This window comes from Nocardia sp. NPDC051750, assembly GCF_044453135.1.
Lineage (GTDB): Bacteria > Actinomycetota > Actinomycetes > Mycobacteriales > Mycobacteriaceae > Nocardia.
Window position 1 is genome coordinate 1,140,170 of record NZ_JBITCK010000001.1, and the last position, 21,818, is coordinate 1,161,987.

Consider the following 21,818-nt stretch of genomic DNA (forward strand, 5'->3'; position numbering starts at 1 on the left):
CGCGAGTTGTCCACACTCGCCGTCCGGGCTCGCTTCGGAGCTGATTTCCTGAGTCACGCTGGTCTCCATGGACCACGACGCGACCGCAGCGGAAGCCACCGAACCCGCTGTGCTGGTGCTCATCCGGGATGATCGGTTACGTGAGGAAGTCCGCCGGGTAGCCGCGGCGGCCGGTCGGCGCATCGAAGAAGCCACCCCGCCCGCCGGCCGCCACCCCTGGGCGGTAGCGCCGCTCATCGTGCTCGATACCCCGGCCGCGGTGGAATGCGCCGCGTCCGCGCCACCGCGGCGCAGCGGAGTGGTCACCGTTACCGACGGTGAGCCCGAATTGGCCGATTGGCAGGCGGCGGCCGTGGTCGGCGCCGAACGGGTGGTCGCCCTCCCCGCCGCCGCGGTGGGGCTCATCGAGAAGTTCGCCGAGTACGCCGGCCCGCACGCCGACGGCGGAGTCGTCATAGCCCTCGCCGGTTCGGGCGGTGGTGCCGGAGCATCCACCCTGGCGGCGGCGATCGCCTTACGTTCTGCCACGGCCGGTTTCCGGCCGCATACCGTTCTGGTCGATGGCGCGCCGCACGGTGGTGGTCTGGATCTCCTGCTCGGCATCGAAGGCGCACCCGGCCTGCGTTGGCCGGATCTGGTCGTCGACGACGGCCGGGTGGCGGCCGCCGAACTGCACAGCGCCCTGCCGGGCGCCGGAGCCGGCCTCTCGGTGCTGTCCTGCGGCCGGGGGAGCGGCCGGACGAATCCGATCGGGGCCGCGGCGGCGCACGCGGTGGTCGAAGCCGCCCGCGGGGCGGGCGATCTGGTGGTCTGCGATATCTCCAGCGAACGCGGTCCGCATATCGATCGGATCCTCGATGCCGCTGATCTGGTGGTACTCGTAGTACCCGCGCGGCTCCGCTCGGTGGCAGCGGCTCAGGCGGTCGCGCACTGGATAAGGGGCCGGAATCCGAACCAGGGGCTGGTCGTGCGCGGCCCCGCACCCGGTACCCTGCGCGGGCACGAGATCGCTGCGGTTCTCGACCTTCCGCTGCTGGCAGCGGTTCGTGCGCAGCCCGGCCTCGCGGCCCGCCTCGAACGCGGCGGCCTGCGGTTACGCCGCGGTCCGCTACGTACTGCCTGTGATGCGGTGCTCTCGGTACTGAGCCCACCGGACGAGCGGCGCGCCGGATGAACACCGGTACCGAGGACACGGTCGTCACCGCCGAGTTGCTGGACCGGGTGCGCCGTCGGTTGGCCGGTGAATCCGCCGAGCCGGAACCGGCGCGCGTCGCGGCCGCTATCCGCGCCGAAGCCGGCGGCGTACTGGGCGATACCGACCTGCTGCGCGCCTTGCGGCTCCTGCAGACCGAGCTCACCGGGGCCGGCCTTCTCGAACCCCTGCTGCACGATCCTGCGGTCGCCGATGTGCTGGTCACCGCACCGGACGCGGTATGGGTGGATCGAGGTCGCGGGGTCGAGAAGACGGCGATAACCTTCCCCGACGAGGCCGCCGTCCGGCGCTTGGCCCAGCGGCTCGCGCTCTCGGCGGGCCGCCGGCTCGACGACGCCCAGCCCTGGGTGGACGGCCGGCTCTCCGGCCGGGAAATGGTGCTGGGGCGCAACTTCGGGGTCCGGTTGCACGCGGTACTGGCACCGGTCGCGCTCGGTGGTACCTGCCTCTCATTGCGTGTTCTGCGCCCCGCGACCCAGGGCCTGGACGCACTGTGCCGGGTGGGGACGCTGCCAGTAGAAGCGAAAGCCATACTGCGCCGGATGATCCGGTCGCGGCTGGCCTTCCTTGTCGTGGGCGGAACAGGAGCGGGCAAGACCACTCTGCTGGCGGCACTGCTCGCCGAGGTCGACCGGCGGGAGCGGATCGTCTGTGTGGAGGATGCGGCCGAACTCGCGCCGAAGCACCCACATGTCGTCCGGCTGGTAGCCCGGCCCGCGAATATCGAAGGTGCCGGTGAGATCACCCTGCGGGATCTGGTGCGCCAGGCCCTGCGGATGCGCCCGGACCGCATCGTGGTGGGGGAAGTGCGCGGAGCCGAGGTCGTCGACCTGCTGACCGCATTGAACACCGGCCACGACGGCGGCGCGGGGACGGTGCACGCCAACTCGCCGCGCGAGGTTCCGGCCCGGCTCGAAGCCCTCGCCGCATCGGGCGGTATGGACCGGGCCGCCCTGCACAGTCAGCTGGCCGCGGCGGTCCAGGTGGTGCTCCATGTGCAGCGGCACACCGATGGAACGCGCAGCCTCCGGGAAATCGGCATGGTGCAGCGGGGAATCGACGGCTGGGTCGAGATCTGCCCCGCCTGGCGAGCGGACGGCCCCGGGCCCGGGGCAGCGCGCCTGGACGCGTTGTTCGACGAACGGCCGGCCGGATGACCCTCGTGGAACCGGCCGGGCCGGCAGTGACGGCGCTCGGATGGACAATGCTGGCACTCCTGTTGCTCCCCGCACCGGCCGGCCGGCGGCGGTTCGGGCAGATCTTCGAGTCACGTGCGTCGCGCCGCGTTCCGATGCGGTGGGTTGTCCGTGGAGCGGCAGGTCTCGGCTGTGCGGTGGCGCTGGGCCTGGGCAGTGGAAGCCTGATGTGCGCCCTGCTCATCGTGGCCACCGCTACGGTTCGGCTGCGCCGGGCTCGCCGGGACAGGCTGCACCGCACCGAATGCGGCCATTTGCTCGACGGACTGGCGGCGGTGATCGCGGAACTGCGCGTGGGCGCTCATCCCAGTGCTGCCGCCGCTGTCGCCGCGCGCGAGACGGCCGGTATCGCCGCGCAGGCCTTCGCGGTGAGCTCGGCGCGCAGCCGGCTGGGTGGGTCCGGAGCCGATGGACTGCTCCGGCCCGAGACGGTGATCGCTTCCGAGCTCGCGCGGGTCGGGGACGCATGGCAGGTCGCCGAACGCCACGGGCTCGCCCTGGCCGAGCTGCTGGCCGCCGCCCGCGCCGATCTGGCGGCCCGGATCAAGTTCCGGAACCGAACCGAAGCCGCCCTGGCCGGTGCGCGTGCCACTGCCGCCATTCTGGCGGTGCTGCCGCTGCTAGGCATCGGCCTGGGGCAGTTGATGGGCGCGAATCCGCTACGCGTGCTCCTGTTCTCGGCAGTCGGGACCTATCTACTACCGCTGGGTGCGGGCCTGGCGTGCGCCGGTTTGCTCTGGGCCGACGAAATAACCCGCCGGGTGGTACCGCGATGACCACCTCCGATCGGTTGGTACCCGGGTGGATCCCGGGCTCGTCGTTGTCCGGTGGGCGGCCCGGCCGCCACGGGAGCTCATCCGGGGGTGACTGATGGCAACCGCGGCGGTGTGGCCGTACCTGTTTCTGGCAGGGGCGTTACTCCTGGTTCCGGGCCGGGTTTCGGCGGTCGCGCGGCTGCGTACCGATCCGGTCGGCGGTCGTAGGGTGGTACGCGAAGCGCGCGGTCCGATCGACCCGGTGGCTGTCGCCACGCTCTTCGATCTGCTGGCGGCCTGCCTCCGCGCCGGATTACCGGCAGACGCAGCTGTCCGTGCTGTGCTGCCCAGCTGCCCGGCGTCGCTGGCGGCCCTGCTGCGGCGGGCGGCCGATCTACTCGCCATGGGTGCGGACCCGGGTACCGCATGGGCCACGTCGGCCGCGGCTCCGCCCGAGTTCGAAGCCCTCGCACGGCTGGCACGCCGGTCGGCGCGTTCCGGGTCCTCGCTGGCCGCAGCGGTCGGTGAGCTGGCCGACGAGCACCGCGCCCTGGTCGAGGAGGCGGCGACCGCGCGGGCCGAACGTGCCGGTGTGCTGATCGGCGGGCCATTGGGGCTGTGTTTCCTGCCGGCCTTCGTCTGCCTGGGAATCGTGCCGGTGATCGTGGGACTGGCTGGCCGGGTGCTGGGTGGCGCCCTGATGTGACGGCTACCGCGATGCGGGTGCCGAGATGAGCTACGCACGGATCGGCCGTGCGAGTGGATGAGAGAAGGGGAGACAGATGCGGAAACTGACCGAGTGGCGGACGGTACGGCAGCTGCGGGCAGCCAACGGGGAGATCAATGCCCGTCTGCTTCGCGCTTGGGCGGCCGATGAGGGGATGAGCACTGTCGAGTACGCGATCGGAACCATTGCCGCGGCGGCGTTCGGGGCCGTTCTGTACACCGTGGTGACCGGGGAGAGCATTCCCGACGCACTGACCGGAATCATCGAAAAGGCACTGAACACCAGTGTGTAGCAACCGGTCGTGGCCTTGCGCCGAGCGTGATCGTCGCGCTCGGCGGACAACCCGGGGGGACAAGCCACCGGTCCGGTGCCGGACGGCACTGGGTGACGACACGGGTTCGGTGACGGTCGAGGCGGCGATCGCGCTCGGGGCGCTCGCCGTGGCGGTCGCGTTGTGTGTGGGTGCGGTGTTCGCGGTGATTACCCAGGTGCGTTGTATCGATGCCGCTCGCGAGGCCGCTCGGCTGGCCGCCCGGGGAGATAGGGAAGCCGCCGTGCCGGCCGCGCAGCGAGTGGCGCCGGACGGGGCCGATATTTCGCTGCGGTACGAGGGCGACCGGGTGGTCGCGGTCGTCGCCGCCGACACCCCGCTGCTGCCCGCGCTCCAACTCCGTGCCGAGGCTGTCGCCGTCCGGGAGCCGGGTGAGGGCACGTGAAACGCCGGAATGTCGGCGCGTCGCTCGTGCTCTGGTGGAGTGCGGATGCCGTTCGTGATCGTGTCGCTGGATGCGGGCGGCGGGCCGGGGACAGCCGAGGCATGGATCTGCGCCGGGAAAAAGGCTCGGCGAGTGTGGCCGCGTGTCTGGCGCTGGCGGCGCTGCTCGCGCTCACCGTGCTCGTCCTCCAGCTCGGCGGGGTGGTCGTGGCCCGGCACCGGGCGCAGGCGGCGGCGGATCTCGCGGCGCTCGCCGCCGCGGGCGAACTGCGTAACGGTGCCCGAGCCGGGTGCGCTGCCGCTGACTTCCTCGGCCGGCGAATGGAGGTCGGAGTCGCGCGGTGCGAAGTTGCCGGATGGGACGTCGTGATCGAGGTCGAAGAAAAAGTACCGGTGGGTCCGTTCGGGATGCGGAGTATACGAGCGATTGCGCGGGCCGGCCCGGTCGAAGAACGGTGGTGATCGGACTTCGCAGAAACTTGTTAACGGCGAATACGGTATTCGCTTAGCTTCGGCAATTAATCACCCGTTACTGGAATTGATAGTTTGTTATTGAAATGATCCGAATATATAACCGGCCGCTACCGGGCGGTTATATGGCAACAATCCAGTTAACAGAATCGTGTTCCTCTTAAATCTCCCGCGGTCGGCGAGTGTGTCGGGTTCGCTGTGCCGATAGGAGTCTCTGAACTGGATGTTTCATCCGGAAAGGTGGTCCGGACGGCCGGGCTCGGCCAGCTCGGTCAGAATCGCCGTCAACAACTTGACGGCTCCGGCCTTATCGAGGGGGTCGTTCCCGTTTCCGCACTTGGGTGATTGCACACAGGAGGGGCAGCCGTAGGGGCAGGAACACGACTCCACGGCGGCGAGTGTGGCGCCCAGCCACCGGCGGAGCAGTACATAGCCGCGCTCGGCGAAACCCGCACCGCCGGCCTGCCCGTCGTAGACGAACACGGTGGGCAGGCCGGTGTCCGGATGCTGTGCGGTGGAAACACCGCCGATATCCCACCGATCGCAGGTCGCCACCAGGGGCAACAGCCCGATCGCCGCGTGCTCGGCGGCATGCAGCGAGCCGGGCACATCGGCCGGAGCGATACCGGCGCGGGCCAGCAGTTCGGGGGTCAGCGTGTACAGCACGGCCGTGGTGGGCAGCCGCTGCGGCGGCAGGTCGAGTTCGACCAGGTCCAGTACCTCGCCGGTGATGGAGGTGCGGAGATAACCCACGACCTGGCTGTGTACCGTGACCGTCGCCAAAGCGGTCGTGACCTGCCCGAATGTCTTGCTTTCCCGGACCGAATCGATGGTGAGCGACGTGGTCTGCCGGGCGCTGGTGGTCCAGCCCGGACTCTCCTCGCGCACCAGGGCGATGCCGTCTTCGAGGTCGAGTTCCTCCACCACGTAGGTCTCCCCCTGGTGCAGGTGAACCGCACCACGGTGCAGGGTGGCCAGGGCGCGCCCCGGGTCGGAGGTGCCCAGGAATCGCCCGGTCTCGCCGACCACGATCGCTACTTGGGTGCCGATGCCGCCCCGGATATCCACCGAATCGTGGGGCGGCTCGGTGGCCGTATAGAACCAGCGGTGGCCGCCTGCGGCCCTGCGCCGGCGGATCAGACCTCGACCTGCCAGTTCGGTGAGGACGCGGTGGGTGCCGAACTGCTCGGCCGCGGCATCGTCGATCGGTAGTTCCATGGCCGCGCACAACAGCTGGGGGCCGAGGACATAGGGGTTGGACGGATCGATGATCGTGGCCTCCACCGGGCGTTCCAGCAGGGCTTCCGGGTGATGGACCAGGTAGGTGTCCAGCGGGTCGTCGCGCGCCACCAGCAAGGCCAGAGCGCCTTGCGTCCGCCGCCCGGCCCGGCCTATCTGCTGCCGGAACGAGGCGACAGTGCCCGGGAAACCGGCGAGTACCACCGCGTCCAGCCCGGCGATATCCACACCGAGTTCCAGCGCGTTCGTGGTCGCCGCGGCCAGCAGCGATCCGTCGGCCAGCCCCGCCTCGAGTTCCCGGCGGTCTTCGGGCAGGTAACCGCCCCGGTAGGCGGCCACGCGTTCGGCCAGGTCGGCGTCGATTTCGGCGAGTCGCTGACGCGTGTGCAGGGCGATCAACTCGGCAGCCCGCCGGGACCGGGCGAACGTCAGCGTGCGGGCTCCCTCCAATACCAGGTCGGCGGTTATCCGGGCCGCCTCGGTGGTTGCGCCCAGGCGCACCGGGGCACCGTTCTCGCCCCGCACCGACGTGAGCAGCGGAGGCTCCCAGAACGCGACGGTGCGTGGGCCGCGCGGGGACCCGTCCTCGGTCACTGCGACACAGTCGGCGCCGATCAACCGTGCCGCCGCTTCCGCCGGTTCGGCCGCCGTGGCGGAACACAGCACGAACACCGGATCGGCACCGTAATGCGCGGCCAAGCGGCGTAAACGGCGCAGCACCAGCGCCACATGTGAGCCGAAGATCCCCCGGTAGGCATGGCATTCGTCGACCACCACGTAGCGCAGCCGGCGGAACAGCCGAGCCCAGCGCTGATGTGATCGCAGCAGGCTCAGGTGCAACATGTCGGGGTTGGTGAACACCCACCGGGCTTCCGCGCGCACCCACTGCCGGATCTCCGTGGGCGTATCGCCGTCGTAGGCGGCTATCGCGATATTCCGCAGCGACCGGTGCCGGGTGAGCTCACCGGCCATCCGGAGCTGGTCGGCGCCGAGTGCTTTGGTCGGTGCCAGATAGAGCGCCGTGGCACGGGGGTCGTCATGTAATGCCGTCAGCACCGGGAGCTGGTAGCCCAGTGATTTCCCGGAAGCGGTGCCGGTCGACACGACTACATTCCGCCCGTTGTGGGCGAATTCCGCGGTGGCGGTCTGGTGGGTCCACGGCGCCGCGACACCTTCCGCGTGTAGCGCGTCGACGACAGCGGTCGCCGCCCACAGCGGCCATTCCGCGGTCACCGCGGGGCGGCCCGGAATCTCCGCGATATGCGTCAGACGCGTATCGGTGTCCGCGATCCCGTGCAGGACACGATTCAGCAACGATCGGCCATAACTGGTCTCGGGTTGGATCTCGCGAGTCATGCCGCCGTGCCTTCCGTGCCGCCGGATGGTGTGAAACATCGTCCTCCACCGTCCGTTGCCTGCGGTTTCGATACCCAATAGCGATCTGGGTCACAGCTGGGTACACCGTCCGTAGGCTGGTTATCGGTAGGCAAACATACCGGAGGTTCAGATTCCGGCGGGTTATCCCGTACCGCCGCATTCGCGAGATCATTTTTTTTGCAAATTGTCGGTAACTCCGCTGTTGAATTTCCCAAAGACATGGTTCACTGGGTCTCGGTCGCAAGCTTCTGTGTTCGAGGGAACGGATGCAAAGTCCAAACCCTGGGCAGGATCGATGTTGCGAACCGCATACGAAAGGCCCCCACGGGAGTCCAGAGTACAGCGGTTCGGAACGGGCCCGGTGGACGAAACCCAGTTGTCCGCCGTTCCGAGTAAGAAAAGAGAAGGAACAGAATGGCACAGGGAACTGTGAAGTGGTTCAACGCGGAGAAGGGCTTCGGCTTCATCGCGCCCGAAGACGGCTCTGCGGACGTCTTCGTCCACTACTCCGAAATCCAGGGTTCGGGGTTCCGTACCCTCGAAGAGAATCAGAAGGTCGAGTTCGAGGTTGGCCAGGGCACCAAGGGCCCACAGGCCACCGGAGTTCGCGCGCTCAGCTGAGCGGGCACATCTCCCAGTTCGTCCCTCGATCCCGTAACGGGACCGAGGGACGAACTATATGTGGGGTATGCGTACCTCCGCATCCGCTCCGGCCATGCGCTCTTTGCGTACCTCGGCATCCGCTCCGGCCATGCGCTCTTTGCGTACCTCCGCATCCGTTCCGGCCATGCGCTCTTTGCGTACCCGGACATCCGCTCCGGTCCCGCGCTTGTTGCGTGCCTCCGCATCCGCATCGGCTGTGCGCGTCTCGGGTGGCGGGGCATTCGCTCCGGGCATCCACTCGCTCTGTTCAGGGACCTCCGCTTCAGCGGTGCGGGTACCCGGTGTCTCGGGATCTGATCCGGCCGGGCGTTCACCGTGTGTTCCCGCCCTCACCGGGAGGTGGTTCTCGCGGTTCGCCGAGGCCGCTCGTCCGCCCTCCGCCACGCGCGGGCGCCCGGGCGATTGCCGCCGTCCGGCACCGCTCACATCGACAACGCACAGGTTCGTGGCCTACCGTGCGTGCCGTAGCGGCCCCGCGCCCTGCATACTGAACGGCATCGACGCGCCATCGCCCGATGGCCGCAACCGCTCGGCCACGCGCAGCGTCAAGGTATAAACGTGTCTGGTGGTGAAGTTCGCCGTCACCAACTGTTCATCCAGCCGCGTCCTGCGCCCCAGCAGCGTTCAGCGGGTCGAGAAGGAAAGGGATTCTCCGGTGGCAACACGAGACCGTAGCGCAGCCGAGGCGGGCCGTCCCGTGCGTCGTCTCGTCATCGTCGAGTCCCCGACCAAAGCTCGGAAAATCGCGCCTTACCTGGGCCGGGACTATACGGTCGAGGCGTCGGTCGGGCATATCCGCGATCTTCCCCGCGGCGCCGCCGATGTGCCGGCCAAGTACAAGGGCCAGGACTGGGCGCGGCTCGGCGTGGACGTCAACAACGACTTCGAACCCATCTACGTGGTGAGCCCGGACAAGAAGGGCAAGGTCACCGAACTCAAGAGTCTGCTGGCCGACGCCGACGAGCTGTATCTGGCCACCGACCCGGACCGCGAGGGCGAGGCGATTGCCTGGCACCTGCTGGAGACACTCAAGCCGAAGGTTCCGGTTCGGCGGATGGTGTTCCACGAGATCACCGAACCCGCGATCCGGGCCGCCGCCGCGGATACCCGCGAACTGGACAACGACCTGGTCGACGCGCAGGAAACCCGGCGCATCCTGGACCGGCTGTACGGCTACGAGGTCAGCCCGGTGCTCTGGAAGAAGGTTATGCCGAGGCTTTCGGCGGGCCGGGTGCAGTCCGTCGCCACCAGGGTGGTCGTGCGGCGTGAACGCGAGCGGATGGCGTTCCGTTCGGCCGAGTATTGGGATATCGCGGCGAAGCTGGACGCGGGCGGGGATGCCGATACCGCCAATCCGCGCGTTTTCTCCGCTCGCCTGGTCGATGTCGACGGGTCCCGGGTTGCCACCGGCCGCGATTTCGGGTCCGACGGGCAGCTCAAGGCCGAATCCCGGGCGCTGGTGCTGGACGAATCGCGTGCCCGCCGGCTGGCCGAGGCGCTGCACGGCACCGACCTGGTGGTCACGTCGGCGGAATCCAAGCCGTACACCCGCAAGCCCTACGCGCCGTTCATGACCTCCACCTTGCAGCAGGAGGCGGGCCGCAAACTGCGTTTCACCTCCGAACGCACCATGCGCATCGCGCAGCGGCTGTACGAGAACGGCTACATCACCTACATGCGTACCGACTCGACGACATTGTCGGAGTCGGCGATCAACGCGGCACGCTCCCAGGCCACCCAGCTGTACGGCGCCGAGTATGTGCATCCGACGGCCCGCCAGTACACCCGCAAGGTCAAGAACGCCCAGGAAGCGCACGAGGCGATCCGCCCGGCCGGTGATACCTTCGCCACACCCGGTCAGCTGCATGCCCGCCTGGACAACGACGAGTTCCGGCTCTACGAGCTGATCTGGCAGCGGACCGTGGCCTCGCAGATGGCCGACGCCAAGGGCACCACCCTCACACTGCGGATCACCGGGACCGCCGGTACCGGTGAAGAGTGCGTTTTCTCCGCCTCCGGTCGCACCATTACTTTCCCCGGTTTCCTCAAGGCCTACGTCGAAAGTGTCGACGAGGAAGCCGGTGGCCAATCCGACGACGCGGAAACCCGCTTGCCTCAGCTCGCCGAAGGCGAGGGCGTGACCGCCGTCGAACTGAATCCCGACGGTCACAGCACCAACCCGCCCGCGCGGTTCACGGAAGCCTCGCTGATCAAGACTCTCGAGGAACTCGGCATCGGCCGGCCGTCCACCTATTCCTCGATCATCAAGACGATCCTCGACCGCGGGTACATCTACAAACGCGGTAGCGCGTTGGTGCCGTCCTGGGTCGCGTTCTCGGTCACGGGCCTGCTGGAGGAGCATTTCGGCCGGCTGGTCGATTTCGATTTCACCGCCGCGATGGAAGACGATCTGGACGCGATCGCCGGCGGGCGGGCGCAGCGCGGGAACTGGTTGTCCAGCTTCTACTTCGGCGGCGACGACGGGGCCGAGGGTTCGGTCGCGCGATCCGGCGGACTGAAGAAGATGGTCGGCGAACGGCTCGACGATATCGACGCCCGGGAGATCAATTCGATCAAACTGTTCACCGATGACGCGGGCCGCGATGTCGTGGTGCGCGTCGGCCGGTACGGGCCGTACCTGGAGCGAATGGTCACCGACCCCGACAACCCGGACGCGGACCCGACCTCGCAGCGAGCCAATCTCCCCGACGATCTGCCGCCGGACGAACTGACGCAAGAGGTCGCGGAGAAACTTTTCGCGACTCCGCAGGAGGGCCGTGCCCTCGGCGTGGATCCGGCGAACGGGCACGAGATCTTCGTCAAGGAAGGACGTTTCGGGCCCTACGTCACCGAGATCCTGCCGGAGCCGGAGGAGGATCAGGCGGCGAAGAAGACCGCGAAGAAGAACGGTCCGAAACCGCGCACCGGATCGCTGTTGAAGTCGATGGATCCGGCGACGGTCACCCTCGAAGACGCGTTGAAACTGCTCTCGCTGCCCCGCGTGGTGGGCACGGATCCGGCGTCCGGGGAGGAGATCACCGCGCAGAACGGGCGGTACGGGCCCTACTTGAAGAAGGGCACGGATTCGCGTTCGCTGGCCACCGAGGACCAGATGTTCACGGTGACCCTGGACGAGGCCCTCAAGCTCTACGCCGAACCGAAACGCCGAGGTAGACAGGCCGCGGCCGCTGCGCCGCTGCGGGAACTCGGCAATGATTCGGCCACCGGTAACCCGATGGTGATCAAAGACGGCCGGTTCGGACCCTACGTCACCGACGGTGAGACCAACGCCAGCCTGCGCAAGGGCGACGAAGTGGAGTCGATCACCGATGAACGCGCCTCGGAGCTGCTGGCCGACCGCCGGGCCCGGGGCCCGGTGAAGAAGGCGGCCAAGAAGACCGCCAAGAAGGCTCCCGCCAAGAAGACCGCAGCGAAGAAGACCGCCGCGGCGAAGAAGACCACCGCGAAAGCCGCGGCGAAGAAGACGCCCGCCAAGAAGGCCGCCGCGAAGAAGGCCCCGGCGAAACAGGCGGCGGGCCGGACGACCGCGAAGGACGCCGAATAAACCGGGTTGTCGTACCCACGCCGTAGCCTCACGCGCGAACCATTCCGAACGAGAAGGAGCGCCGATGGCCGGCCGCCAGGAACGTGACGACCTTGTCCAGCTGCTCGACGAGCAGCGGGAGATGTTCCGGATAACCCTGCGGGGTGTCGGTGAGGAGCAGGCGCGGCAGCGCACCACGGCAAGCGAACTCACGCTGGGCGGTCTGTTGCACCACCTGATCAGGTGTGAAAAAGCATGGACCAAGGTACTCGTCGAACGGGACGAGACAGCGGAACAGAAGCTGGAAGACTACGAGGGCGAATACGTCATCGGCGACGACGAAACGGTCGCCGGTCTGCTCGCCGAATGGGAGCGGGTCGCTGCGAACACCGCGGAACTCGTTCGCACAGTGGACGATTTGGATGCCTCCATTCCCACCCCCACCAACCCGTGGGTGCCCGGCCGGGTGTGGTGGTCCGCGCGATTCATGATCCTGCACATCCTCCGCGAGATCGCCCACCACAGCGGACACGCCGATATCATCCGCGAGCAGCTGGACGGGGCGAACACCACCGCTCAGCGCGCCGGCTAGGCGTACCTCCGCATCCGCTCCGGCCGTGCGCTTTGTGCGTACCTCCGCATCCGCTCCGGCCGTGCGCTTCGTGCGTACCTCCGCATCCGCTCCGGCCGGAGCGGTCGGCGTACCGGCGATGGGCCCCGGTGGTGGGCTCAGCTGGGCGGTTTCGCCCGCTTCAGCTGTGCGGATTCCGCGACTTCGAGAATTGGCTTCGGCCGTGGGCTCGTCGCAAATGCAGTTTGTCTCAGGCGTCCGCGGGCTGTGGACGGCTTCGCTGATTGTGTCGATTAGGGTGTGGGCGTGACGGGTGTCTTCGATCGGCTGGTGGGGCAGGAGACCGTGGCGGCCGAACTGACCGCTGCCGCTGTGGCCGGGCGGGCCGGTGCGGCCGAGGGGGCGATGACACATTCGTGGCTTTTCACCGGTCCGCCGGGTTCCGGCCGGTCGGTGGCCGCGCTGTGTTTCGCGGCGGCCCTGCAATGCACCGATCCGGAGCAAATAGGTTGCGGGCGCTGTCACGCATGCACCACCACGATGGCCGGAACACACGGTGATGTGCGGCGGGTGATCCCCGAAGGGCTGAGTATCTCCACCAAGGAGATGCGCGGGATCGTGCAGATCGCCGCCCGCCGCCCCAGTACCGGACGCTGGCAGGTGGTGGTGATCGAAGACGCCGACCGGCTCACCGAGGCCGCGGGCAATGTGCTGCTCAAGGTGGTCGAGGAGCCACCCGAGCGCACCGTTTTCCTGTTGTGCGCGCCCTCGGTCGACCCGGAGGACATCTCGGTGACCCTGCGTTCGCGCTGCCGGCACGTCCACCTGGTCACTCCATCGGCTCCCGCAATCGCCCGGGTGCTGCGCGACCACGACGGGCTCGACCCGGAAACCGCCGAATGGGCGGCCGCCGTGAGCGGCGGCCATATCGGACGGGCGCGGCGCCTGGCCACCGACGAGGAAGCCCGCGACCGTCGTCGCCGCGCCCTCGACCTGGTCACCGCGGTATTCCGCGGTACCGTCTACCTCGCGGCCGACGAGCTCGTCAAAGCGGCCGATGACGAGGCGAAACAGCTCAGTGCGGAACGCGACGACCGCGAACGTGACGAGCTCGCCACCGCCCTAGGCGCCGGCGGAACCGGAAAGGGGACGGCCGGTGCCACTCGCGGCTCAGCCGGGGTGCTCAAAGATCTGGAACGCCGCCAGAAGTCCCGAGCCACCCGCACCGGCCGCGACGCCCTCGACCGCGCCCTCCTCGATATAGCCGGCCTCTACCGCGACGCCCTGGCCATGAGCTTCGGCGACCCCACCGGCCTCACCATGACCCACCCCGATATGGCCGACCGCGCCCGCGACCTCGCCCAGCGCATCCGCCCCGAGGGCCTGCTCCGCTCGATCGACGCGATCCTCGCCTGCCGCGAAGCCCTCGACCGGAACGTCAAACCACGCTTCGCACTCGCCGCGATGGCCGCCACCCTGCTGGCGCAGACGTCCTGACCACCCGTTTTCGCGTTCCCCGCCGGGAGACGATAGACTCGCGACGCCGAACGGCACGCCGCCTTAGCTCAGTCGGTAGAGCGCTTCACTCGTAATGAAAAGGTCAGGAGTTCGATTCTCCTAGGCGGCTCCAGGTCAGAGGCCCTTTCCGGGAAATCCGGGAAGGGCCTCTCCGCTGCCATTGGGGCATTATGCGAAGAGTCGTCTACGACCTCCGGGATCTGTACAGGGATTCTGCCTATCCGAGGAGTGAGGCAGATCTCCTACACCGAAGCCCGCGTGACTTCGCGAAGGTGCCGATCCCGATGTGCTTCTGCTACCGCGAGTGGTTGTGGCTTTGTGGGACGTGAAAGTTGGTCCACGACTGGACATATCCTGCATTCGTCTTCGCAGAGAACGGGGGGAGGAGCGTACGCGAAGATCACCAACCAGAACGACCGGGGAGTGTGCTGGGCCGAGAACGCGGACACCGGCGACGTCTTCACTGCCAGTGAAGTGGTCACCATCGAAGTGACAGGCGCCGGTATTCTGTTGTTCGGCAGCAGCGGCTAGCCTCTCACTCCGTTCGGTGGGATCATCACTGTGATCGTTGTTGTCTCGAAATCGGCTTCGAGCCGCCCGGCCCAGCAGCGGCCGCCGGGCGGGCCGGCGCCCGGCTGGTACCCCGACCACGGGGATATGTCCCGGCTGCGCTGGTTCGATGGGCGGGTGTGGACCGACCAGGTGCGGAGTCGCTGACGGCTAGGGTTCTCGAATCCAGCCCTGCGCGGTATCGGCCAAGTTCCACCACGATACGAACTGTTCGTCGGTGCTCTCCAGCGACCAGGCTGCCGACAGTCGATCGAAAAACGGATTGTCGCCGGTCTTGCCGCCTCGGGGTTCACCCACGAACATCAGCCGTCGCCCGCCGCGCGACTCGAACAGTTCCAGCGCCCGGGACGCCATCGGGTTACCCCAGCCCGGTGGCCAGCACAGGAACAACACGGAGTCCTCATCCAGTTCGGCCGCGAACTCGCCGGGACCGCCGACCGGGAACCACACGGCGGGCTGCCCGGCCGTAGGCGGGAAGGATAAGTTCGCCGAGCTGTCGGGTGGCTCGGAGTCGAACGCCTGCACCATTACGCCCCGGTCGGTGAGCAGCCTCGCCCAATAGCCACGGCCGGCGCCCAGCTCCACCACCTTCCGCCCGTCGCTGAACGCTGTCATCCAGTCCAGCGTCTCGGGGGAGGGGATCGCATAGGCGTAGGCAGCTTGCAGGATCGTCTGCGCGAATCCCAGCCGGACGCTACCGTTCGCGCTTCCTCCGTCGACCACCCGTCGCTCGCCGTCGCTCCCGACTGCCGGCCCGACGATTTCCCAGTACGGGTTGCCGACTCCGGTGGCGGTCATGAAATGCACGAATCGCAGATCGAAGGCGGCGTCGGCTTCGGGATCACCGGTCCCGGACAGCATCGGCGCGGTATCCAGATACTCGGCGACCTTCGGGTACTCCGCCGCCAGCCGCGCCCCGTCATCGAGTAGGGCGGCCAGTTCGGTTCGACGTTCAGGCGTCAGTACGAGACCGGTCATACTCTCGATTCTCCAGGCGCACAGCTCCTCCCGTGTGCCGTTGACGGGGTTTGTGTCGGCGGGCGGAAAGATCTGGCTCCGGCCGGAACCGGGTGCCGGTGGGCAGGGCTGCGGGGAAGCGGATCCGGTCGACGCCGTAGGCGACCGTGAAGGAGAATCCGGTGAGCTGCCACAGGGTTTCGAGGAGGCTCGGGGCGGTGGCCATGCAGTAGTAGCCGTGCGCGATCGTTGAGCCGGACTCGTTCGGGCGAAGTGCTTGCCCGGCTGACCGCCGGTGTCGCGCTTATTTCCCTTCCAGCCAGCTCTGCAGGATGACCAGGCGTTGCTCGCGGTGACCAGGGCGGAGGCGGTTGTTGCGTTCCAGGGTGGCCAGGCCGTGGAGGGTGCTCCAGATGGTTTCGGTCAGGGTTTCCACGTCGGTGGTGGCGGCGAAGGGGGCGAAGGTGGTGGCCAGTTCGGCGAAGGCGTTGCGGAGCGGTTCGGGGGCGCCGTCGCCGAAGGTGAGGTCGGTGGGGAGGACGAACATGGCGTCGTAGAGGGCGGGGTTTTCCGCGGCGAAGTCGGTGTAGGCGCGGGCTACGGCGGCGAGGGCTGTGGGCTCGTCCGGGGCGGCGGTGCGGGCGCGGTGGAGGGATTCGGCGAGTTCGGTGATGCCGTCCAGGGCGACCGCGGTGACGATGGCGCGTCTGCCGGCGAAGTGGCTGTAGAGGACCGGTTGGCTGTATTCGATGCGGTCCGCGAGTTTGCGGACGGTGACGGCGTCCCAGCCTTCGGATTCGGCCAGTTCGCGAGCCGTGTCGATGATGAGCCGGTGCCGTTCGGCGCGTTCCCGTTCTCGCCTGTTCTGGATACCCATGTCTTGAATCTAGCAGCGCTAGACAAAGTAGCGCGATCAATATAGTGTCGCTACTCAACATAGCAATGCTAGATATGGAGTTCGACCATGATCACCACCCGCCGCCTCGCCACGGTGTTGTCCCTGATCGGGGCGCTGTTCATCCTCTACATCGGAATCAGTTACCTGGTCGCCCCGGAATCGACCGCTACGGGATTCGGGTTGCCGGTGTGGCCCACCGGTGAAGCGGCCGCGTTCTCGAATCTCGAGGGAGTCCGGGACGCGGTCGCCGGGATCGTCCTGCTGGCGCTTCTTGCGCTGGGGCAGCGGTTCGCGCTGGGGGTTGTGACGCTCGGGTTCGCGCTGATCCCGGTGGGGGACATGCTCACGGTTCTGCTCCACAACGGTTCGGCAGCGGCCGCTTTCGGGATCCACGGACTGACCGCCGCGCTGGTCGCACTCACCGGGGTGCTGTTGGTTCGCGAGCGTGCCGGCGCCGGGTCGGTCGCACAGGCCGGATAGCGCACCCGAATCAGTCGATCGACACCGAACTCTCAGGAGCCTCCCATGATTACGTTCATCCAAGTTCTCGCTGTGCTTGCCCTCGTCACCAATGCCGTCGTCTACGGCACCGATGCTTCCGTCGCACTCGTCACGCGTTCGGTCAATGCCCGGCTCGACGACGCCACGATGACCTTCACCTCAGGATGGGGTCACTATTTCGCTGACCGGCGAATGCCGCCCGTCGGTATCACCGGATTGCTGAGCGCGCTCGCCGCGGCCGTGGTGGCCGGACTCAGCGGACACCTGGTCGCGGCGGGCGCGGCGGCGGTGGCCGTGGTTGCGCTGGTCGTCTGGCTGGCCCTGTATGCGCGGATCGCCAAGCCGGTCAATGCGGCTCAGAAGGCGGCGGCGCTTTCCGGGGTCGTACCGGAGAATGCTCGCGCGCTGCAACAGCGTTGGGACAGCATTATCTTTCCGCGGGTGGGGCTCCAGGCGATTGCGCTGATCGCCTTGGCGGTGACGATTGCCGGCGTGTGACCGACCGGCGCCGGTCACCCGCACCTTCGAGGCACTCGTGGGTGCGGGTGAGTCGTGTCTGGATGCTGTCGGGCGAACCTCCGCATTCGTCCGGCCGGCCGCGGGCAAGGCGAGGTCACCCGGTCGAGACGGGGATCGGTGCGAGGGAATTGCCCGGGCCGATTGATGCGCAGTTGGTGGTGGGCAGGACGTTGTGGAAACGGGCGGCGAGGAACTGTGCGGCCTGCGTTTGGAAGAGGGCGAAGGCGGCCATGTGGTCGAAGTGGTCGTACCGGGCGTAAGTCACCGGGACGCCGCGGGCGCAGTATTGGTGGGCGAGGGCTTCGATATCGCGCGTGACCATTACCGAGTCACCGATCGGATCGCTCTGACCCACGGCGAGCAGTAGTGGAATGACGGGCGTGCCGGCGGTTCCCATGATGTTGTCGTTGATGGCAGCCGCGGCCGCGGGGACGTCGAGCAGGGACTTGTAGGGTGCGCGGACCATTTCGGCGTCGGTGAGCCCGGGATAGCGGCCGGCGAACTGCCCGAGACAGAGCGTTTCCACGTCGTCGGCGGCCCGGGCTCCGCGTTCGGAGAGGAAGGCGTCGGTGTCGAGTTCGTAGGCGCGGCGGAAGGCGACGACCGCGGCCGGGATGACGCCCGCCCAGTCGGCGCTGCCACTGACGTAGGGGAGGTTGTGTGCGAGATGGACGGGCAGCCCGCCGGCGGCGGCACCGATCAGGGCGAGTTCGGGGGCGTAGTGCGGGGCGAGCTCGGCGGCCCATTCGGTGGGCACCGCACCCCCCGAGTATCCGGACATCGCGACCGGTGTCGAAGCGGGCAGCCCCAGGATCTGTTCGGCGGCCCGTATTCCGTCGAGGGCGGCGTACCCGGATTGCCGGCCGATGGTCCACTCCAGGTCCGGGCCTTCGTAATCGGGCACCACGACGGTGTATCCGGCGGCGAGGTAGCCGGCGATGACGGCCTGTTCGATGACCGCGCCGGCGTTGTCGGCGTGACCGGTGAGCGTGTAGGAGGGGTTGCATCGGGACCCGAGCGCGTCGTACGCCGCGTGATACGACAGCAGCCGGGTGGGACCGGGGACGAGCGGGCGGAGCACGGTGGTAACTGCCGCGGTGGGTGCGTCCTGCTGGGTGGTGGTCCGGTAGAGCACCTGAGTGCTGGTGATGGGTGTGGACAACTTCGCGAAGGCGAACGGCGCGGGCCGGAAGCGCAGGACCGTGCCCGGCGCGGTGGCGGTCAGTGGCCGGTCGTATGTGTAGAACGGGTCCTCGGACGGGGACGGCCACTCGGGTTGCGCGGCCGCCGGGATCGCCGCTGTACCGCCCCCGAGTAGCAGGGCCGCGGTGACCAGGGCCCAGGTTATCCGTGACCGTGCCCTGGCACCGAATGTGATCGTCCGCATCGTCGACTCCGTTCCCCGGATGTGCCGGGCGCTGCCGCGGACCGCTTCCGGAACGGCCGGAAACCGGTCGGGTCCGACGGGTAATGAAGAAGCGCTGAGCAGCGAAAACGCCTAGGAAGGCCGGCCCTGCCGGGATCAGAGCACGATGACGTTCTTGCCTCGGGTGTGCCCGGACTGGCTGGCGGCGAATGCCTCGGGGACCTCTTCGAGCGAGAACGTACGCGCGACGGAAACAGTGAGATCGCCCGTGGCGGCGAGGTCGGCCAAGCGCTGGGTCTGCGTACCGTCGGGACGGACCCAGACGATATGCCCGCCGTGTTCGGCCACGCTGTTGTCGGCGGTCGAGGCGTGCCGGCCACCGGCCGCGAGCACCGCCAGGGTGGTCTCGAGTTGGCCGCCGACGAAATCGGCTACCGCGTGCACACCGTCGGGGGCGAGGTCGCGGATGCGTTCGACGACGCCGGCACCGTACGACACGGGCTCGGCTCCCAGCTCGCGCAGGTAGTCGTGGTTCTCCGAAGACGCTGTACCGATCACCCGGGCGCCGCGGGCCGTCGCGATCTGAACTCCGAGGCTGCCCACGCCACCGGCGGCGGCGTGGATCAGGACGGTGTCGTCGGCGGTTACCTGGAGATGATCGAGGGTGCGTAGCGCGGTGCCGCCCGCGAGCGGCAGTCCACCGGCCTGCTCCCACGGCAGCTCGGCCGGTTTGCGGGCGACGTGCGCCGCGGCCACGGTGACCAGTTCGGCGAACGTGCCGAACTGCAGCACATCCTTGCGGGCGTAGGCCAGCACTTCGTCGCCCACCGCGAATTCCGGGGTGTCCAGGCCGGTATCGATAACCGTTCCGGCGACATCCCAGCCGGGGATCACCGGGAACGCGGCATCGATCAGGCTGTCGAGCCCGCCCGACATCGCCTTCCAGTCGACCGGGTTCACACCGGCGGCGCGGACCTCGATCAGCACCGATCCGGGGAACAGTTTGGGTGTGGGCAGGTCGCGGACTCGCACATCGTCGTTGTCGGTGGTGTACCGGTCGTAGGTCGCTGCGCGCATAGTCCATTCCTAGTGGTTGGAGTAGTCGCTGCGTGCAAACGACGCGCCACAGCCGGTATTCCGGTCTGCGAGATCGCCGATACGTAGGATCCGCCGAGCCGGGCATCGTCGACCGGACTCGGGGACCCCCGCTCAGCCCGCGGCCGCTGACCGTGGGCTGGTGCGGTCCAGGATGGCGGTGAGTTCGGTGTTGAAGCGGTCGGCGTTTTCGATATTGCCCAGGTGGCCGGTGGGCCAGACCTGGTAATCGGGGCGGTGACCGGCCGCGCGCATGGTGCCGGCGATGATGCGTGACATGCGTTCGGGCAGGAGCCGGTCGTAGCGGCCGGCGATGATCGTGGTGGGGACCGTGAGGTGTTCGGCGGCGGGGCCCAGTTCGAGGTCGGCCAGGAGGGCGGCATGCCGGCCGCGGGCCAGGGGACGGCAGGAACGCACGATGCTCAGCGCGAAGTCGGCCTGCTCGCTGGTGGCGCCGCGGGCCATGATGCGTTCCTTGAGTACTTCCCGGGCCGCCCAGCCGCCGGGGAGTGGCAGCGGGCTGGTGAGCAGCGATTCGGCGACGATCATCGGCAGCCGGACCGGCGAGCCGAGGAGGGTCAGCGGCTGGCTGCGCAGGGTGAGTGGCTTGTTCAGCAGGGGCAGCAGATCGGTGTCGTAGCGGATGTTGCCGGAGGTGGTGTTGGCGAGGACCACCGCACGGGCGCGCTGGGCGACCTGTTCGGGATGGCGGGCCGCCCAGGCCTGCAGGGTGATGCCGCCCATGCTGTGTCCGACGAGGAGCGCCTTGCGGCCGGGTTGCAGCGTTGCGTCCAGGACGGCGGCGAGATCGTCGGCCAGGGTGCGGTCACCGAGCGGAGCGCGACCGAGTGTGCTCTCACCGTGGCCGCGCTGATCGTAGGAGATCACACGATAGCGGCCGGCGAAGGCGTTGATCTGCGGATGCCAGTACTCGATACAGCAGCTCCAGCCGTGGATGAGCACGATCGGCTCGGCCTCGGCGGGACCGTAGGAGTGGACGCGCAAGCGGGCGCCGTCGACGGTGGTGACCGTCGTGACCTCGGGGGCATCGACCGGGGCGTTGAAGGCGGCCGTCCGGAAGCGGCGGGCGCGCAACGCGGCTCGGTACGGGGCGGTCAGGGCGCCCTGGTGCGCCCGGGACAGCGCGCTTATCGATTTCACCAGCATCAGAACACTCCTTTGTGCCTGCTGACACGGTAACTTGCAAGCTGGGTGCTTACAAGAGCAAGCATCGCTCCGAAGTACTCGTTCAGAATGTGGTTCTCTACCCGGATGTCGGTTTGTCGGGCGGTGCTGTTAACCCGGAATTCCCATTTCGTGCCGGTTCTATGCCCTGAGCGGTCGAACCGGAGCTAGCACCTCCGACGGTTGTGGCATCAACCCCGCCGCCGCGGCTACGGTGAGAACTGTGAAGGACTCGGACGCGGCGCAACCAGTACCGGTGTCATCCGGGGTACCGGTGGCCGGCGAGACCGAGGTGGCGGCCGGGACGAATCGCGGGATGTCGCGGCTGGTGCGCATGCGCTCGATGGCACTACCGATCGCTTCGGCGAGTGCAGGGGCGGGGGCGGTGCTGCTGCTGCATCTGCGCGATCCACATATCGAGGGCTCCTACGGGATCTGTCCGACCTACGGGTTGTTCGGTGTGTACTGCCCCGGATGCGGGGGTATGCGGGCAGTGCACAACCTCACCGACGGGCACATCATCGATTCTCTGCACAGCAACCTGCTGGCGCTGCCGGTGCTGGTGCTTTTCGCGTGGTGGGTGGGCGATTGGGCTGTTCGTGCCTGGCGCGGTGAAGGTCCGCGGCTGCCAGGTATCAGCACCACCACCACTGTGGTGCTGCTCGGCTCGCTCGTCGTCTACACCGTCCTGCGAAATACACCGTGGGGCACCTGGCTGACGCCGGTTTGACACGATCG

Annotated in this window: 21 protein-coding genes and 1 tRNA gene; 16 read left to right on the forward strand and 6 right to left on the reverse strand. The window is 68.1% G+C overall.

The genetic code is table 11. The features are described 5' to 3' along the window. The first annotated feature begins 67 nt into the window (after positions 1-67). From ssd to ACIA75_RS04970, 7 genes are all read left to right on the forward strand, one after another. Entirely contained in the window at positions 68-1,174 is a 1,107-nt protein-coding gene (gene ssd / locus ACIA75_RS04940) for a septum site-determining protein Ssd (RefSeq protein ID WP_397099976.1), read from the forward strand. Then, entirely contained in the window at positions 1,171-2,370 is a 1,200-nt protein-coding gene (locus ACIA75_RS04945) for a TadA family conjugal transfer-associated ATPase (protein ID WP_397099978.1), read from the forward strand. Before ssd ends, ACIA75_RS04945 begins: the two co-directional genes overlap by 4 nt. Continuing rightward, on the forward strand, positions 2,367-3,185 hold the full coding sequence (locus ACIA75_RS04950; RefSeq protein WP_397099980.1) for a hypothetical protein: 819 nt from the start codon (positions 2,367-2,369) through the stop codon (positions 3,183-3,185). Before ACIA75_RS04945 ends, ACIA75_RS04950 begins: the two co-directional genes overlap by 4 nt. Before the next feature lie 94 nt (positions 3,186-3,279). Then, on the forward strand, positions 3,280-3,870 hold the full coding sequence (locus ACIA75_RS04955; protein WP_397099982.1) for a type II secretion system F family protein: 591 nt from the start codon (positions 3,280-3,282) through the stop codon (positions 3,868-3,870). Positions 3,871-3,946: 76 nt separating this feature from the next. Further along, positions 3,947-4,183, forward strand: a complete 237-nt coding sequence (locus tag ACIA75_RS04960) for a DUF4244 domain-containing protein (protein WP_397099984.1) — start codon at positions 3,947-3,949, stop codon at positions 4,181-4,183. A gap of 109 nt (positions 4,184-4,292) precedes the next feature. Beyond that, positions 4,293-4,607 carry a TadE family type IV pilus minor pilin gene (locus ACIA75_RS04965; RefSeq protein WP_397099987.1) on the forward strand — a complete coding sequence of 105 codons (315 nt, stop codon included), beginning with the start codon at positions 4,293-4,295 and terminating at the stop codon, positions 4,605-4,607. Between the two features lie 101 nt (positions 4,608-4,708). Continuing rightward, a complete protein-coding gene (locus ACIA75_RS04970) occupies positions 4,709-5,068 on the forward strand; it encodes an Rv3654c family TadE-like protein (protein ID WP_397099989.1) in 360 nt (119 codons plus the stop codon). Positions 5,069-5,305: 237 nt separating this feature from the next. On the opposite strand, the gene ACIA75_RS04975 is transcribed toward ACIA75_RS04970, so the two are convergent. Beyond that, positions 5,306-7,672, reverse strand: coding sequence for a DEAD/DEAH box helicase (locus ACIA75_RS04975; RefSeq protein ID WP_397099992.1), 2,367 nt, complete (start codon positions 7,670-7,672; stop codon positions 5,306-5,308). Positions 7,673-8,107: 435 nt separating this feature from the next. Between ACIA75_RS04975 and ACIA75_RS04980 the strand changes: the two genes are divergently transcribed. The 6 genes from ACIA75_RS04980 to ACIA75_RS05005 all read left to right on the forward strand — a co-directional run bounded on the left by ACIA75_RS04980 (position 8,108) and on the right by ACIA75_RS05005 (position 14,706). Further along, positions 8,108-8,314: a cold-shock protein gene (locus tag ACIA75_RS04980; RefSeq protein ID WP_011206895.1), complete on the forward strand. Its 207-nt coding sequence runs from the start codon at positions 8,108-8,110 to the stop codon at positions 8,312-8,314. 697 nt (positions 8,315-9,011) lie between these two features. Further along, positions 9,012-11,921, forward strand: a complete 2,910-nt coding sequence (gene topA, locus ACIA75_RS04985) for a type I DNA topoisomerase (protein WP_397099994.1) — start codon at positions 9,012-9,014, stop codon at positions 11,919-11,921. 64 nt (positions 11,922-11,985) lie between these two features. Next, positions 11,986-12,492 carry a DUF664 domain-containing protein gene (locus ACIA75_RS04990; protein WP_397099996.1) on the forward strand — a complete coding sequence of 169 codons (507 nt, stop codon included), beginning with the start codon at positions 11,986-11,988 and terminating at the stop codon, positions 12,490-12,492. A gap of 285 nt (positions 12,493-12,777) precedes the next feature. Beyond that, entirely contained in the window at positions 12,778-13,968 is a 1,191-nt protein-coding gene (locus ACIA75_RS04995) for a DNA polymerase III subunit delta' (protein ID WP_397099999.1), read from the forward strand. Between the two features lie 57 nt (positions 13,969-14,025). Further along, a tRNA-Thr gene (locus ACIA75_RS05000) sits at positions 14,026-14,101 on the forward strand. A 449-nt stretch (positions 14,102-14,550) separates the two neighbouring features. Next, positions 14,551-14,706 (forward strand): DUF2510 domain-containing protein, encoded by a 156-nt coding sequence (locus ACIA75_RS05005; protein WP_397100001.1) that lies wholly within the window; start codon positions 14,551-14,553, stop codon positions 14,704-14,706. A 3-nt stretch (positions 14,707-14,709) separates the two neighbouring features. On the opposite strand, the gene ACIA75_RS05010 is transcribed toward ACIA75_RS05005, so the two are convergent. Further along, on the reverse strand, positions 14,710-15,537 hold the full coding sequence (locus ACIA75_RS05010; protein ID WP_397100003.1) for a hypothetical protein: 828 nt from the start codon (positions 15,535-15,537) through the stop codon (positions 14,710-14,712). A 283-nt stretch (positions 15,538-15,820) separates the two neighbouring features. Beyond that, positions 15,821-16,393: a TetR/AcrR family transcriptional regulator gene (locus tag ACIA75_RS05015; RefSeq protein WP_397100005.1), complete on the reverse strand. Its 573-nt coding sequence runs from the start codon at positions 16,391-16,393 to the stop codon at positions 15,821-15,823. An 87-nt stretch (positions 16,394-16,480) separates the two neighbouring features. On the opposite strand from ACIA75_RS05015, the gene ACIA75_RS05020 reads away from it, so the two are divergent. Both ACIA75_RS05020 and ACIA75_RS05025 read left to right on the forward strand, forming a co-directional pair. After that, positions 16,481-16,894, forward strand: coding sequence for a DUF4267 domain-containing protein (locus tag ACIA75_RS05020; RefSeq protein ID WP_397100007.1), 414 nt, complete (start codon positions 16,481-16,483; stop codon positions 16,892-16,894). Between the two features lie 45 nt (positions 16,895-16,939). Continuing rightward, positions 16,940-17,413, forward strand: a complete 474-nt coding sequence (locus ACIA75_RS05025) for a DUF1772 domain-containing protein (RefSeq protein ID WP_397100009.1) — start codon at positions 16,940-16,942, stop codon at positions 17,411-17,413. A gap of 115 nt (positions 17,414-17,528) precedes the next feature. Here ACIA75_RS05025 and ACIA75_RS05030 read toward each other — a convergent pair whose 3' ends face one another. From ACIA75_RS05030 to ACIA75_RS05040, 3 genes are all read right to left on the reverse strand, one after another. Further along, entirely contained in the window at positions 17,529-18,821 is a 1,293-nt protein-coding gene (locus ACIA75_RS05030; RefSeq protein WP_397100011.1) for a lipase family protein, read from the reverse strand. A 135-nt stretch (positions 18,822-18,956) separates the two neighbouring features. Next, on the reverse strand, positions 18,957-19,877 hold the full coding sequence (locus ACIA75_RS05035; protein WP_397100013.1) for an NADP-dependent oxidoreductase: 921 nt from the start codon (positions 19,875-19,877) through the stop codon (positions 18,957-18,959). A 132-nt stretch (positions 19,878-20,009) separates the two neighbouring features. Then, positions 20,010-21,062 (reverse strand): alpha/beta fold hydrolase, encoded by a 1,053-nt coding sequence (locus ACIA75_RS05040; protein ID WP_397100015.1) that lies wholly within the window; start codon positions 21,060-21,062, stop codon positions 20,010-20,012. A 241-nt stretch (positions 21,063-21,303) separates the two neighbouring features. Between ACIA75_RS05040 and ACIA75_RS05045 the strand changes: the two genes are divergently transcribed. Next, positions 21,304-21,810, forward strand: a complete 507-nt coding sequence (locus ACIA75_RS05045) for a DUF2752 domain-containing protein (protein ID WP_397100017.1) — start codon at positions 21,304-21,306, stop codon at positions 21,808-21,810. Positions 21,811-21,818 lie beyond the last annotated feature (8 nt).

Coding starts and splice junctions, on each gene's coding strand:
- ACIA75_RS05040 (WP_397100015.1), bottom strand. CDS start 21,062: ATGCTGGTGAAATCGATAAGCGCGCTGTCCCGGGCGCACCAGGGCGCC.
- ACIA75_RS04980 (WP_011206895.1), top strand. CDS start 8,108: ATGGCACAGGGAACTGTGAAGTGGTTCAACGCGGAGAAGGGCTTCGGC.
- ssd (WP_397099976.1), top strand. CDS start 68: ATGGACCACGACGCGACCGCAGCGGAAGCCACCGAACCCGCTGTGCTG.
- ACIA75_RS05025 (WP_397100009.1), top strand. CDS start 16,940: ATGATTACGTTCATCCAAGTTCTCGCTGTGCTTGCCCTCGTCACCAAT.
- ACIA75_RS05030 (WP_397100011.1), bottom strand. CDS start 18,821: ATGCGGACGATCACATTCGGTGCCAGGGCACGGTCACGGATAACCTGG.
- ACIA75_RS05015 (WP_397100005.1), bottom strand. CDS start 16,393: ATGGGTATCCAGAACAGGCGAGAACGGGAACGCGCCGAACGGCACCGG.
- ACIA75_RS04955 (WP_397099982.1), top strand. CDS start 3,280: ATGGCAACCGCGGCGGTGTGGCCGTACCTGTTTCTGGCAGGGGCGTTA.
- ACIA75_RS04950 (WP_397099980.1), top strand. CDS start 2,367: ATGACCCTCGTGGAACCGGCCGGGCCGGCAGTGACGGCGCTCGGATGG.
- ACIA75_RS05035 (WP_397100013.1), bottom strand. CDS start 19,877: ATGCGCGCAGCGACCTACGACCGGTACACCACCGACAACGACGATGTG.
- ACIA75_RS04990 (WP_397099996.1), top strand. CDS start 11,986: ATGGCCGGCCGCCAGGAACGTGACGACCTTGTCCAGCTGCTCGACGAG.
- ACIA75_RS05020 (WP_397100007.1), top strand. CDS start 16,481: ATGATCACCACCCGCCGCCTCGCCACGGTGTTGTCCCTGATCGGGGCG.
- ACIA75_RS04960 (WP_397099984.1), top strand. CDS start 3,947: ATGCGGAAACTGACCGAGTGGCGGACGGTACGGCAGCTGCGGGCAGCC.
- ACIA75_RS04945 (WP_397099978.1), top strand. CDS start 1,171: ATGAACACCGGTACCGAGGACACGGTCGTCACCGCCGAGTTGCTGGAC.
- ACIA75_RS04975 (WP_397099992.1), bottom strand. CDS start 7,672: ATGACTCGCGAGATCCAACCCGAGACCAGTTATGGCCGATCGTTGCTG.
- ACIA75_RS04970 (WP_397099989.1), top strand. CDS start 4,709: ATGGATCTGCGCCGGGAAAAAGGCTCGGCGAGTGTGGCCGCGTGTCTG.
- ACIA75_RS05010 (WP_397100003.1), bottom strand. CDS start 15,537: ATGACCGGTCTCGTACTGACGCCTGAACGTCGAACCGAACTGGCCGCC.